Origin of the sequence: Sphaerochaeta sp. UBA5849, from assembly GCA_002432715.1 — a bacterium.
Lineage (GTDB): Bacteria > Spirochaetota > Spirochaetia > Sphaerochaetales > Sphaerochaetaceae > Sphaerochaeta.
Genome location: DJGJ01000005.1, coordinates 1 through 14,301, shown reverse-complemented (window position 1 = coordinate 14,301; position 14,301 = coordinate 1). Strand labels below are relative to the sequence as shown.

Here is a 14,301-nt window from a genome sequence, read left to right as displayed (position 1 = left end):
AAATAAAAACATCTGCTCTCCTCTCTTCTCTTCAATGCTACAATGCAAGCAAGAGAGGGACTGCCTGTGGAGCAAAAGCAAGTCGTCATTACAGAGAAGCTGCCCATCGGAATCAGCTTGTGTGCGATGGGGGGGCCGGTTCGGTACAACGGGAAGGGCATCGATGTTCTCTCTGCCTTGGGCAGGGAGAAAAACGACTTCACCTTCTTCCCTGTCTGCCCTGAATGCCAGGCAGGCCTTGGAGTCACCCGCGACCCGGTGCACCTCAGCGGAGGCAACGGGGAGCAGGTCTGGAGCGGAGAGGCCGAGGTGAAGAACCGTTCAGGCAAGCTGGTGACAAAAGAGATAAAACAAGGCAGCCTGGAGTGTTTGGAAGTACTCAAACGTTCGGGCGTCAAAGCCTTCATCTACATGGATGGCAGTCCCTCCTGCGGTGTGTACCGAACTACGCTCAAGAGCACCAAGCGCGGCAACCCTCCCGGAGTATTCGGTTCGCTTCTGCTGGACGAAGGCTTCTTCCTCATCCCTTCAAGCGACCTGCAAAGCCCGCTGAAGTGGTGGGACTGGAGACGAAGGCTGCTTGCCTTCCACTGGTTTGCCAACCATCCCCTCTACAGCATACAGGAGCTCTATGAGACCTGGTACGTTCTCAAGTTCCTCTGCCAGGAGTTGGACAATACGTGGGCAAGGGAGATGGGAAGAACGCTTGCAAGTCTTTCCAAAGGGGATTTCGCCCAATTCGAACCGACTTTCCGCTCCCAGGTTCTGGATTTGCTTCGCCGCCCATCCACTACTGCCAAGATCACGAACAGCCTGTGGAAGCACTACGCTCACTACCGCAAGAAGAAGGGAAAGAAGGTCGAAGAGATCAACAGCCCCGATTTCAAGCGCAATGTCACCACCATCACCAAGGAGCTGATCAAGATGGAGCGAACTGCCTTGGAAGATGATTTCCTCTTTGGGGCAAGTCCTGTCATCTACCGGGACCAGAGCCGGATGAGGGCTCTGGAGCAGCAGAAAGCGAGCCTGGAGGAAGAGCCTCAGTAAGTCGGCAGCGACTTGTAACCTGCCGTCTCATAAGTAGCCATGGGCCAATCGACCTCATGATTGGTTTCCATGGCTTTTCTTTGTGCTCCCAGCCACCCCTTCAGGTAATCGAGCCGTTCAATGATATGGGCGAAATACGAAAGGGGAATCATGATCTCCGACGTCTTGGCAACTCGCATCCACCAACCGATGAAGTCAATCTGTAGTTGGGTGTAACGGCCGATAAGCAACCTCAATTCATTTTCCCAATCCAGGAATTGGTCGCAATCGGCAGAAGCAGACAGCATGCTGGTACGTATGCTTCTTCCCAACCTCAGCTTGGTGCACACAAGCGACAATGCATCGCACAACCATCGATACTGGCTGCATAGCAAATAGTCCTGCAAGTCGGGAACCAAGGCACTTGCCTTGTGGGCGATTATCTGCAGCTTCTCAATGCTCTCTTCTGAAATACTGAACAACGGCCTCATCAGATGATGGCTCTCCGGGTCCAGTACCCCGGCAACGCCTTCCGGAAGCGGCATGAGGGCTTCAAGATTGTCAGGAGGCAGAGCACTCGTGAGCATCCGGCCTGTAAGCGGTTCATCGAACAAAGCGATGACACACTGGCTTCGGTTCTTCGACCAGAACGCAGGAAGACGATGAATATGAGGAAGCAGCAGATGCAATGCCTGCAGCGCTGGTTCTCCCAGTACCTGGGAGAGCGGGCCCAGCTGCTCTTCAAGGGCAATCTTTTTGCCCGACCAACTCACCTCTGCAGCAACAGCGAACGCGACCAACGAGAAGGCCGGCGGCGTATAACTGCCATGGTCGCCCCAATCGCAGAGCAACATGCCCTCTGCACCCTGCCTGATACCCTCCACGGTTAGGTTCTGGATATTCTTGACCGCACCATCCTGACGGGGGAACAACGTATTCCATGCCCCGGTGCCCGGACAAACCCAGAAGGTCCTGTTGGAAGCTGCAAACTTCCTTGGAGTCGGATACTCATCATGCGGGTCATAGATCCAGTCAAGGAAGACGATGTCATTGGGTATCTGTTCCAAGAGCTCAGGGTGATGCAAAATCACATCACCGAAAACCATCAAGGTCTTTCCCTGCTTGGCTGCCAGCTTTCGCAGCCTGAGCAGATGAGCCAGGTATACTTCACCCTTGCCCTCTCTCTCCACCATGGCATCACTCTTGCCAGCGCCCAGGTCGTAGGTTTCATCAGAATCGATGTTCAACACGGAGGAACTGAAATTGGGCAGAAACTCTGCATACATCCTATCCAGCAACGTGTACGTCTCTTCAACAGCGGGAGAGAGCGTCCAGTACAGGTCGCTCTCGCGCAGGTGCCGGTAGCCTTTGGTGGTGAGAAGGCGATTGCAGTGCCCGAAGGACTGCAGGTTCGCCTGCAGCTCGATGTAGTGTTCCTTGCACCACTGGTCAAGCTGCCGGATTTCCTCTGCGGTAATCGGATCGGCGCCTTGATGCACATCTTCAAGAAACGAGAAGGCAAAGGTGTGCTCGATGTAAAGCTGCAGCACATTGATCCTCAGCATGGCAAGCTTCGATACCAGTTGTTTCAGATAGTCCAGCGTATATACCCTGCCCCGACTGATATCGAGCATGAGGCCGCGGTTTTCAAGAACCGGCCAATCGACTATCTCCACGTCCAGGAGGGACCCGTCCTCGTTTGCCTGACGGGCTAGTTGCTGATAAGCCAGGCATCCATAGAACAACCCCTGTTCGGTTTGGGAACAGAGGTGAAGGGAATCCTCTTCGATGGCAAGGATGAAGCCTTGATCATGCTCGGGGGGGATTGCATCCAAAACCGAGCCGAATCGAATAAAGAATGACTCACCCTCGGTGTGGCCAAGTGTGACCACATCCAAAGTCTCGATGCTGAGGGTCTTCAGGACATAGTGTATATGCAGGGGGCAGTTGGTATAGACCGTGAGGCTCTTGTAGTTCAAACAGGTGGTTTTCGTCCCATAGGTCATCTGCTTGGGAACGGGAAACAATGTGTACATGATTACCTCCAAGGATAGGCACGGTCCCATAGGTTCGTGCAGTTGCCGGTCCACAGGGTGGTATACCCCTCGTGGGCCTTGTATGTTTCCATCCAGTAGTCCAGTGCAAGTCCTTGGTGCAGGGCAAGGCGCTGACTGTTGAGCCAGATGACTGCCTCGGCGTACCGGCTGGCAGCCTTGTCAAATGCGTAGACGGCACCTTCCGAGCCAATCTCCACCGCCTCATTTTTCCACAGCCGTACAAATTCGTTTCTCAAAGATAGAAAGACGCGATACAGCTCCTTGATGTCGAGAATCCAGCTTAAAATCTGGTCTTCGGTGACTGCCCTTTCCAGGAAAGACTGCCTGATGGCATGACTCAATTGCCCTTTTCGCCCGGTGAAGGAGAGACACCTTGCTGCATGCAGCAGCTCCTCTTGGAACACAGAGTCATCCCTACTCTGTCCCAGTTGGTTGAGAGCCTCTCGGGCAAGGCTCTCGACAGAGGCAAACGTCTCTTTCGAAATAGAGGGGTAGGCATCGTCGCCGACCAAGGACAGGCCTTTGAACAGGTCGTCGAAAAAGGCGTAGAAAATCTGGGTCTTGAACGCTGTGGTAGCCGATGGCAGGGTGTTGATCGCACCAAGAAGCGAATATGCCTTGCTTTGGTGGGCATCGGCGAAGAAAAGAGCATGCAAGGCCGCGTCCAGCTCTTTTTCTTGGGTGACTGCACCATTGTAGGCGTGCTCGGCCCCCCGTACAAAGCCGTGATAGCTGAAGGATATCGGTTGATGATGGCCGTAATCACCCCAATGGGTGACCAGTACGCCTTGCACCTGTCTGGCAAAACCCTCCTTGATGTAGTTTCGTATGTTAGCATCAGCCTGCTGGGTTCGGGGGAAGAGTGCATTCCAGCTGCTGGTACCCGGTGCCAGCCAGAAGGGGCGTTTGCTTGCATCGTGATTGTCCAAGGAAGGGAATTTCTCCAAAGGATTGTAGTTCCAGTCGATGAACACCAAGTCATCATCCAATTCGTCCTGAAGGTTTGGATACTTGTTCAAGCAATCGCCCCAGAGTTGGAGCTTGACGGCTCCCGCTTTGCGGGCGACGGAGGCAATTCTTTGGATGTGCTCTTTGAAGACTTCGCGCCCGCCCTTCTGCTTTACTGCCTGTTTGCTGTATCCGGTCCCCAGGTCATACGCTTCATCCAGATTCAGATTCAAGGTCTTGGACGTAAACCAGGGAAGCACTTCATGGAAAATATCGGAGAAAAGGTCATAGATTTCAGGCTTGCCTGCGGCAAAGCTGAACAAGGAGACTTCCGACTCGGCAAGGGTATGGTAACCGGGGTTTCTCAGAAGCCCGTGGGCATGGGAGAGGCATTGTATATTTGGCTGGAGCTCAATGCCGTACTGCTTGCAATAGGCATCCAGATACGCCACCTCCTCCTTGGTGTAGTAGCCGTTGGAACGAGAGAGCAAAGGATGGGATTGCAGTATGTAGCAGTCTTCCATGTAGAGTTGCAGAACATTGTATTTATAGGAGGCGAGCAAACGGATCACTTCCTCCATTTTTTTTCGATTGGGAATTTTTCCTCGGGAGACATCAAGCATGACCCCCCGGTAGGGAATCGATGGATAGTCCTCAATGAGGGTGAGCGGAAGCAGCCCGTCTGTCTGCCTTGCAAGCTGCTCGAGGGTGGCAAAGGCATTGCGAACAGAGGCGGGCGAGATACCATCGATGATGACCTCATCGGCTTTGATGGTAAGCCGATACGCTTCTCTGGCCAGCAGGTCGTGATGAGCAAAGGTATCGGGTACCGGGACAGGCTTTCGCTCAATGCGGATGGGAATGCCATCGTTGTTGATAGGCGAAAGCATTGCTGTAGCAAGAGGCTGGAGGGAAGCATCAAGCGATGCAATGCAGAAGCCACGCTCTGCATGACAGAATCCTGGTGAAACAACAGAGATGTGCTTGGGATGGGGAATGAAATACATGATTGGATATCTCCGGTAGAGGAAATTGGACCGGGCCGATAGGTTACATCGGCCCGGATCCGTTTCGATTCGTTTATTTTGCCTTGATCATCCCATGCAACAACTGGTAGACGACAAAGTTGTCATCACCGGCGGAGTTGAGGTACAGGTTCTCAGGCCCTTCCCAGATGGTCCTCAGGCCATTGCTGGTCAAGTTTCGGGCCTGCTTGGAGTAGAGAGGAAGCACCGGCAAGGTCTCGCTGAACGCGATGGCGAGTTTGCTGATGATTTTCTTCTGCTGATCGACATCCCAACCCTTGACGGAGTCTTGGATCAAGGTATTGAAGTTCACCTCGCCCAAGGAAGTCTTCTGCACCATCGGAAATGAAATTCCCACCCCGGCGGCCCCGGTGTTGCTTGCCAACAGAGGTCCTTCGTAGGCGTACATCGGATGCGGTTGACCGGTTCCGAAGAACGACATGGCCAACTCAAACTTGCCACTGTTGATGTTCGGGGTTCTCTGGGTGGATTCAATTCCGTGGAATGTCGTCTTGATGCCGAATGCAGTCAACTGCTGGGCGGCTTCCGTAGCTGCTGTTGAGGCATCGGCCCATCCGCTGGGGCACTGCAAAGCCAGTTCAAAGGGTCTGCCGTTTGCCAGGTACCACACATTGTTGCGCTTGCTCAATCCTGCTTCCTTGAGCAGGGCTTCCGCCTTGGCGAAATCGACCGGATAGGTGTTGAGCTTGCTGACATCGACCCAGGATTCAGTTACGCTGTCACCAAGGCCGGTCGCATACTTGACTCCGACCGATACTCCGGGAAGAGCAAGTTGTCCGATGCGGTTGCGGTCGATGACATGGGCGATGGCTTGGCGAACGCGGACATCACCGAGGGGGGCGAGGGCATGGTTGAAGTAGATGGCAAGACCATCGACGCCGGGAAGTTGGACAAACGTGTATCCCGCCCGCTCGAAAGCCTGCATCGATGAGGCCGGGAAGACGTGGGTCAGGTAGTCGATCTTGCCGCTGAGTACCAGCGGGGTAAGATCGGGAACATCACCGTTGTAAATGGTCAAGGTCTTGAACTTGACCTTGTCAGCAAGGAAGGAGTTGGGGTTGAGCGGCATCTCAATGCTTGCCTGGCTCACCTTGGCAGGATCGATGTAGTACGGACCACTGGAGTTCACCAAGGTGGGGCGGAAGGAGTTGAAGTCTGCAACAAGGTTCTTCCACTCCTGGCTGGTGGAATCGAGACCCTTCTTGACCAGCTCGGCGGTCTTCTCTGCATAGCTTCCATACGTCAGGGTATCGACAATGGGCTTGCGCAGCACATTGCGGATAAACAACGGAGTGGCGCTCTTGATGCCGAATTTCACCTGTGTGTCCGAAACAACCGTCACATCGCTTATGTACGTCCATGCAGGGTTGCCTACCAGGCGATAGACATAGAAGGTGGTCCAGACATCCTTGGCTGTCACCTTCTCGCCGGTAAGCCACTTGGCATCGCTGCGCAAGTTCACCGTCATGACAGTTGAAGCATCGTCGATGTTCCAGTCGGTTGCCAGCATGGGGGTATACTCCCCGGTAGCATTGAGGTACAGAGCCAAGGGCAGTTGATGCATCTCTCTCCAGAATTTGAGCTCGATGGCATTGGCTACGAACATGTTGAAATGCCCGGTCGGAGGGATGGAATACGGCCAACCTCCGGCGAACGTCGGTGCCAGCTGAGGTCCTTGAGGAGCAGGGGCGGTCGGTTCAACGTTTCCTGCTGCACCGAGGCTCACTACAATGAGCAAACACATAGCAAGTACAAAACCTAGTCTTCTCTTTCTCATATCAAACTCCTTTTTCGTCGTATGAGTCTTTCTTATTACGTCTCTCCTTCACGGAGAAGAGTAAACTTATTACCATCAGGATCACTGCAATCACCAAGTTCACATAGGTGATAGTGCGCTCGGTACTGCCTGTCATCTGAAGGGGAAGCATCCAGATGGACAGAATCAGAGAGAAAATGCCGAAGCCCAGCATCAGGTAACTCCATCCTTTTTTCATGACTGCTCCTGATACAAATGACAGGAAACCTGCCAAGAGTCGTCAATCGGCCGTAGATTCGGAGTGATGCGTTCACACAAGCCTGCAATAGCCTCAGGGCAGCGCGGGGAGAGACTGCAACCTGGGGGGATATGCCTGAATGAGGGAATCTCAACACCTTTGAGTTCATACGCATCAACCTCATCAATTTTTCCGGCAGCCAGGATTGCCTTGGTATAGGGGTGATGGGGATTGCCGAGCACCTGTTCGGCAGGTCCCATCTCCACAACCTGACCAAGGTACATCACCGCCAATCGCTGGCCCCAGGCGAAGTATCGGCCCAAGGCAAGGTCGTGGGTGATATACAGATAGGCCACCCCCATTTTCTGCTGGATTTCTTTCAAGGTCTGCAACAAGCTGATCCGCATCGAGGTATCAATCATGCTGGTGGCTTCGTCAACTACGATGAACTTCGGATTCATGGAGAGTACCCGTGCAATGCTCACCCGCTGGCGCTGTCCTCCCGAAAGGTTTGCCGGATACTTGTCAATGAAGTCATCCACCGGAGTAAGGCCGACCATCTCCAACAGGTGGACCACCTGGCTGTACAAGGAGGCGAAATCACCAGCCTTCTTATGCCGCTTCAGCGGGGCCGCGATCATATCAAAGACCATCTGTGTCGGATTGAGTGATTCGTAGGGATTTTGATGAATCATCTGCACATCGGTTCGGAACGTTTTCCAATCCTTCTTGTCCAGTTTTGAAACTTCCTTGCCGTTGTAACGGAACGACCCAGCGCTGTAACTTTGCAACCCCGCCAGAATCTTCCCCAAGGTGGTCTTTCCGCACCCCGACTCCCCTACGACGCAGATGGTCTGGGAAGCATCAAGGCTGAGATCAATACCGCGGAGAATTTGAACATCACCGGTCTTGCGATTGTGGAAGGACTTCTCCAAATCCTTGATTTCAATGAGTGCCATTGGGTGCCTCCTTGAGTGCATGACAGGCCGCCCAACGGTCAGGTCCTACCTGCTTGAGGCGGGGCACCTCGATTTTGCACCGCTGGTGGCAGAGTTCACAGCGCGGTGCAAACAAGCAACCTTGCATCTTCTCCACCAAGTCAGGTGTAGAACCCGGGATGGAATACAGTTGTTCAAACGAGGCATCGAGGCTGGGAATCGCCTTCAGCAACCCCTTGCTGTACGGATGTTTTGGATCTGAAAAAAATGCCTTGGTCGGAGAGTTCTCCACCACCGTCCCTGCATACATGGTTACCACCCGATCCGAAAGCTGGGTCACGATTCCCAGGTCATGGGTGATGAACATCATGCTGAAACCCTGCGATGAGCGAAGCTCGTTCAACAGTCTCAGGATTTTCTTCTGGGTGATGAGGTCCAGTGCCGTGGTCGGCTCATCAAGGATGACCAACTGCGGATCAAGCAGCAGGGAGAGCGCTATCAAGGTACGCTGCTTCATGCCGCCGGACAGTTCATGCGGATAGGCATTCAGCACTGTTTCACTGTCCAGATAAACCAACTCAAGCAACTTTTTCGCACGTGCAAGCACCTTCTCAGGTTCATAGGGATTCTCATGGGCTTTCGCCGTATCGAGGAACTGGGTATAAATCTTGGCAACGGGGTTGAAAGAGCTCTGCGAAGCCTGGAACATCATGACAATGTTGTTCCATCGAAGAGGGCGCATCTGGTTCTCGTTCAGCTTTGTCAAATCAATGCTCTTCTGTCCCTCGGGAGCGAACCAAATCGAGCCTTCGACAATCGAAGCGTTGCGGCTGAGCATCTGTACAATGGAGGTTGCCAACGTGGTTTTACCGCATCCTGACTCGCCGATCACGGCTACCGAAGTCTGGTGGTCGATCGAGAAGCTTGCTTGGTGCACTGCTTCAAGGCTGCCCCGCTTGGTGCGATAGTGAATCGAAATATTCTGTATGTCCAACAGTGGTGGTCTCTGCATGCAGGCTTCTCCTCTTACTTACTTTTGCAGGGCAGGGTTGAAGAACTCTTCCATCGAGCGGGAGATCCACACCAAGGAGAGAATCAACAAACAGATGACGATGGTCGGAGCAAGCAGGAACCAAATAGCATCGGGGTTGTAGATGACCCCCTGGTTCCAGGCCACATTGATCATGACTCCCCAGTTCTGGTCCAAGGGGAGCAAGCCAAGAAAGACCAACCCGACTTGCGAGTAGATGGCAGCCCGCATGAGCAACGTGAAGTTTGCGACTACGAAACCCATCATGTTCGGCAGCACTTCCTTGAATATGATGTGCACCTTTCCCATGTCGAGCATGAATGCCGCCTCGACGAAGTCCCGGTTTCTCAACGACAGAACTTCAGCCCGGACGGTTCGGTAGAGCCCTGCCCAGGAAAGAATTGCCAGCACGATGGCAAGGGTGGTTGCATTCAGGGTGAAGAAGCCCGAGAGGACCACCAACAACGGAAAGCGGGGAATGGTGAGCCAGACATCTGCAAAGAAGAGCAACATCTCATCAAATTTTCCACCGACCAAAGCCGAGAGGGAGCCCAGCGTTATACCCAGCACTACTGCAATGCTTGCGGTCATGAACGACATGACCAACAGTTCCCTGCCGCCGCTGACAATCTGCGCCCAAACATCCCTTCCCAGGTGGTCGGTTCCCAAAATGTGCTCGGAAGAGGGAGGCATGAGCAGTTTTGTCGGATCGGAGATGGTATCAAGCGGGAACCAGATGGGCCCGATCGCAGACATCAGGATGATTGCCATCAGAAGTATGAAACCCAAGGTTCCGATGGGATCGCCGAACAAGGCTGAACGCAGGTTTCGGAAGGTTCTGCTCCACTTGGTGGTGGTATGTTTTTTTGCCAAGGCTTGTAGATCATCAGGCATGGGAAGCCCCTCCTTTCACTCGAATCCTGGGGTCAAGCACGCTGTATACCAATTCTGCCAAAAGGTTTGCAAGCACGATGGCAATCGTCATGACCAAGAAGATGCCCTGCATCAATGGATAGTCCCTGTTGGTGGTTGCCTTGAGCAACTCCAGACCGATTCCTTGGTATACGAACAGCTGCTCGATGATGAGCGAGCCCCCGATGATGAAGCCCAGGCGCATCGCAAACTCGGTGGCGATGGGCAGCATTGCATTGCGTCCGATGTAGGAGGTAAGGATGGTGCGGTTGGAGAGCCCCCGAGCCCGGGCGATGACAGCATAGTCGGCGTTCAAGCAGCCGGTGGTGCTTCCCTTCATGAGGATGACCCAGATGCCGATCTGTGAGAGGAAATACGTCAGGATGGGACCGAAGCCATGCTCCAAAACGCTCTTTATGAACGGCCAATTGAAGCCTGCGGTGACGCCGGCATCAAAATTACCCCTCATCTGGAAGATGGGTACGATGCTTTTTGTCCCTCCATAGGTGAAGACGCCAAAAATGAGTATGACAAAAATGGCAATGAGGAAGTCGGGAATGGCACTGAGGAATGAACTCAAACCAGAGATGATCGGTTCGTACCAGCTGTTGCGCCGATAGGCGGAAATGGCTCCCAAGACTATGCCTACCAAAAAGGAGAGGATGAGGCCTGTACCGACAGTGAACAAGGTCCAAGGCAGACGGCTTGCTATGATCGTGGAGACTTGAACACCGGGGGAGAGAAACGAGGTGCCGAAGTCCAGCTGTACAGCAGCTTTGAGGTAATCGAAATATTGGATCAGCAGGCCTTTGTCCAAATCGATGGAAAACAGGGCCTTGGCACGGGCATTCGCCTCTTCGTAGCTCATACCGTACTGGACAACCAGGTTCTGGATGTACTGTTCGATCGGGTTGGACGGCATGAGCCGGATCAGGAAGAAAATCAGGGTTGTCACCACCCAGACGGTGAACACAACCTTGAAGATTCTTCCTCCGACATACCGCAATGTTTCTTGTTTCATGGTCATCGCCTCTCAATTCCACGCAGGACGGTGGAGATATAGCTGTCGGCAACCAAGAGAACCACTCCTTTGGCAGGCAGGGAGAGGTGCTCTTGTGAAATTACTTCGATTGGATAGGGGCAATCCTTGAAGATGGCTTTGATCTGAAGGATGCTCTCGTTGCTCAGGTCACTGAGTAACCCGCCTGTCAGGCATACAAACTGCGGGTCGATGAGATAGAGAGCTTTCAGAATTGATTCCGCCAAGAGTCCCATAAGCTGAACCGGGTCTTGATACAGTGCATTCTGTTCAACCAGATTCTGGATATGACGATCGGAAAAGAAAATTTCACCGCTTGCACCGTTGCAACCTTTGAACAATTTCCCATCAATGATGATGCCGCTTCCGATGCCGAAGGGTTTTTCGTTGATGATGAAGACCATGGAGGAGGCCTTTTCCTGCTTGCTGGCAGTCTGGTAGTACACAGCGGCACAGTTTGCATCATTCTCAACTACTACGTGCAGGTTGGGAAACGCAGATCGGATGGATGCGGTAAAACCTTCTACTTTCCAAATTTTCGGTACTTCTCGATCGACGATCGTACGTTTGAACGAGGAGAGGTTCCCTTCATTGTCCACCACCGACTTGACGGCGATACCCACCCCTTTGATATTCTCATACACGTTGGTGAAGTGGTCGATGATCAAGATGATCTTTTGCGTCAACTCTTGGGGGGTAGGATTTTCCAAAGGAATATGCTGGAAGTGGATTTCTTGGTCTGCAAGCCCGATTACATGCAAATCGATGAAGGTTTCTTCCAAGTACAGACCGAGAAAATATGCACGCTCATTGGCAATCTCAAGGTATTGGCCGGGTTTGCCGACTTTGCCTTTTGCAGCGCTGTTCTCCTGGGAAGAAGGTTGCAACAGCCCTTCCCTTTTCAGGTCGTTGACCAGATACGATATTGTTGAAGCTTGTACATGAAGCTTTTCCTTGAGTTCAGCCTGAGTGAGGGTGCCTTCCAATCGCAGGGTCTGAAAGAGAGCGAACATGTTTTGGTAACGTTCCTGAGATTTGTTCATAAGCCTCTCTAAATTAATTCGTTCAAACTATGAATTAATTCTGAAGCACATTTTTACTTCTGTCAATTGTTTTTTTATGAAACTTTCTCGCTTGCATGTTTCTGGGTGTACGCATAGGAACAAACCATTGAAGTCAGAGGACTTACCAACACCAATCCTATACAGCCGATAAGGGTGTGCAGGATTTCTGAAGCCACGCTTTGGGAGTTGAGAATGCTCATCAGCGGGGTTCCTTGGGCCATGTACACCATCATGATGGTCAGGTAGCTGCCGAGATAGGCAAGCAGCAAGGTGGTGGTTTGACTGCCCACCACCGATTGGCCGATGTGCATGCCGCTGGCAAACAGCTGTCTGCGTGTTACTTGTGGATTATGCAGATGTACCTCGTCCAAGGCTGCACTGATGTCGATGGCCAAATCGAGTATGGCACCGCTGCAGGAAAGGTAGATGGCCGCTTGCAGCAGCTTGGTCAGATTGACCTGCTCGAACCCGGCAAACAACAGGGATTCCGACCAGCTCATCACCGCCCCATGGATGGAAAAGTATGAGGTGCCGACCATGGCAAGCAGGCAGGTGACCAGCGAGCACAGCAAGGAGCTTGCAATGGCGCAGTAGGCTTTTCTGGTGAGGCCGGCAACCAGAAGCAGACAGGAGACGGTCAAGACCGCCCCTACCAGCAGGGCGACGAATATCGGCTCATACCCTTTCAGGCAGAGCGGAATAAGAATCTTCCAGATCAAGAGGAAGGCAAGGGTGAAGGAGAGCAGGGTCCGCAGCCCTTTCCTTCCTGAGACCAACACGAGCAGCAGGGCGAAGAGTCCAAGCAGCTGCAGCTCCTTGGAAACACGGTAGAGGCTTACCATGTTGGCAAAGATGATTTCTCCGTCTTCAGCCCGCTCCACCAACACCCAGGCCAAATCGCCTTCCTGATAGACGGTATCGAATTCCAGCTTGCCTCCCAGCAAGTTGACAGCATCGATTTCCTTCTGCTTATAGGGAGATGAGAGCAGGCGGACGGTGACCACCTGCTCTCCCATGTTCACGACCCCTTTCTTGAAGAGATTGGAGTTGTTCACTGCAACGACGCGGGCTTTTGTTCCCAAGGCGTTGCTGTAAAGTTCCCGTTCAAAACCGGTGGGGATTACAAACAAGATAAGAGCAAGAATGAGCAATCCAACAATCAGAATATGTTCACGAACGGCCAACGTTATTTTCATCACAGGTTCCTTTACAAAACTCTCCCCCCGGTTGGAGGGAGAGGAGGAGAATAGGTTCTTGTCTTGGTTATACAACGCCGGTCAGCTGCTTCAGCTTGTCATAGACTTCGGTGTTGTCGTATGAACCACTGAAGAGCTCGCTGCCGCTGCCGTATGCGTATACGCCGACCGGGGTTCCGGTGTGGGAGTAACTGGTCCAACCGATACCTGCCTTGTTGTTGAGAATATGGGTCAGTGTGACAGAGAACGGATTGTATCCACCATACAGCAGGTAGGCTTGGTCGCTGCCATCGCGCTGTTTTGCGGGAAGCATCGCCTGCTTGAAGGCTGCTTCCAGCTTTGCGTATTCAAGATCGGAGAGGACCAAGGCCTTGTTTGCAGTGCTCTTGCCGGGGGCGACCAGACCAAAATCAGCTTCAACCAGAGCGAGCGCCTGGTTGAATCCCATAGTGGGATTCGCTTGCTGCAGCTTGGAGAACTTCTCATCAAAGGCGACGTAGGAAAGCTTCTGGTTGTACAGGATGTCCAAGGCGGTATTGTAACCAGTACCGGCATAGCCGATGGTCATGCCGCCGGTCTCGTGGTCTCCGGTGACAACGATCAAGGTCTCTTCGGGATGTGCCTTTGCAAAGTCGAGGGCTACCGCAATTGCCTGATCGAAGGCAAACAGGTCGTAGATTTCCGCTGCAGCGTCGTTGGCATGGCAGGCCCAGTCGATTTTTCCCGACTCAACCATCATGAAGAAGCCTTCGGGATTGTTCAGTACATCGATGCCCTTCTGGACAAACTGTGCAAGGCTTACATCGTTTTCGTTCATATCCATCGCATAGGGCATGGAACCGCTGTCCTGAAGCCTCGGGTTCTGGGCGTACACCTTGCCGCTTGCCGAGGTGAGGTTGAGAATCTGACTCTTGCTGTCGGTAACCAGGTAACCGGCTTCCAGAAGCAGGTTGTAAATACTCTTCCTTCCCCCGTCATCCGGCTTGCTGATCGCCCCGCCGCCAAAGTAATCGAAGCCGCTGGCAACCATCTGGACGCCGATGTCGTAATA

12 protein-coding genes are annotated in these 14,301 nt (G+C 52.9%); 1 reads left to right on the top strand and 11 read right to left on the bottom strand.

Annotated elements, in window-relative coordinates; all coding sequences use genetic code 11:
• Window positions 1-42 precede the first annotated feature (42 nt).
• Entirely contained in the window at window positions 43-1,047 is a 1,005-nt protein-coding gene (locus tag B3K89_RS00590; RefSeq protein WP_345906905.1) for a DUF523 domain-containing protein, read from the top strand.
• On the opposite strand, the gene B3K89_RS00585 is transcribed toward B3K89_RS00590, so the two are convergent.
• From B3K89_RS00585 to B3K89_RS00535, 11 genes are all read right to left on the bottom strand, one after another.
• Complete coding sequence (locus B3K89_RS00585) at window positions 1,041-3,062, bottom strand: family 20 glycosylhydrolase (protein ID WP_293893272.1); 2,022 nt, start codon at window positions 3,060-3,062, stop codon at window positions 1,041-1,043. The genes B3K89_RS00590 and B3K89_RS00585 overlap by 7 nt on opposite strands.
• A gap of 2 nt (window positions 3,063-3,064) precedes the next feature.
• Window positions 3,065-5,038 (bottom strand): family 20 glycosylhydrolase, encoded by a 1,974-nt coding sequence (locus B3K89_RS00580; protein ID WP_293893270.1) that lies wholly within the window; start codon window positions 5,036-5,038, stop codon window positions 3,065-3,067.
• 73 nt (window positions 5,039-5,111) lie between these two features.
• Window positions 5,112-6,854: an ABC transporter substrate-binding protein gene (locus tag B3K89_RS00575; RefSeq protein WP_293893268.1), complete on the bottom strand. Its 1,743-nt coding sequence runs from the start codon at window positions 6,852-6,854 to the stop codon at window positions 5,112-5,114.
• 1 nt (window position 6,855) lies between these two features.
• Window positions 6,856-7,071 carry a hypothetical protein gene (locus B3K89_RS00570; RefSeq protein ID WP_293893265.1) on the bottom strand — a complete coding sequence of 72 codons (216 nt, stop codon included), beginning with the start codon at window positions 7,069-7,071 and terminating at the stop codon, window positions 6,856-6,858.
• On the bottom strand, window positions 7,068-8,030 hold the full coding sequence (locus B3K89_RS00565) for an ABC transporter ATP-binding protein (RefSeq protein ID WP_293893262.1): 963 nt from the start codon (window positions 8,028-8,030) through the stop codon (window positions 7,068-7,070). The genes B3K89_RS00570 and B3K89_RS00565 overlap by 4 nt, the downstream gene beginning before the upstream one ends.
• Window positions 8,017-9,021, bottom strand: a complete 1,005-nt coding sequence (locus tag B3K89_RS00560; protein ID WP_293893259.1) for an ABC transporter ATP-binding protein — start codon at window positions 9,019-9,021, stop codon at window positions 8,017-8,019. The genes B3K89_RS00565 and B3K89_RS00560 overlap by 14 nt, the downstream gene beginning before the upstream one ends.
• An 18-nt stretch (window positions 9,022-9,039) precedes the next feature.
• Entirely contained in the window at window positions 9,040-9,933 is an 894-nt protein-coding gene (locus B3K89_RS00555) for an ABC transporter permease (protein ID WP_293893256.1), read from the bottom strand.
• On the bottom strand, window positions 9,926-10,972 hold the full coding sequence (locus B3K89_RS00550) for an ABC transporter permease (protein WP_293893253.1): 1,047 nt from the start codon (window positions 10,970-10,972) through the stop codon (window positions 9,926-9,928). Before B3K89_RS00550 ends, B3K89_RS00555 begins: the two co-directional genes overlap by 8 nt.
• 2 nt (window positions 10,973-10,974) lie before the next feature.
• Window positions 10,975-12,033: an ROK family transcriptional regulator gene (locus B3K89_RS00545; RefSeq protein WP_293893250.1), complete on the bottom strand. Its 1,059-nt coding sequence runs from the start codon at window positions 12,031-12,033 to the stop codon at window positions 10,975-10,977.
• 74 nt (window positions 12,034-12,107) lie between these two features.
• A complete protein-coding gene (locus tag B3K89_RS00540) occupies window positions 12,108-13,250 on the bottom strand; it encodes a YibE/F family protein (protein WP_293893248.1) in 1,143 nt (380 codons plus the stop codon).
• A 67-nt stretch (window positions 13,251-13,317) separates the two neighbouring features.
• Window positions 13,318-14,301, bottom strand: a 984-nt coding sequence (locus tag B3K89_RS00535) for an alkaline phosphatase (protein ID WP_345906904.1), incomplete at its 5' end; no start/stop codon positions are given.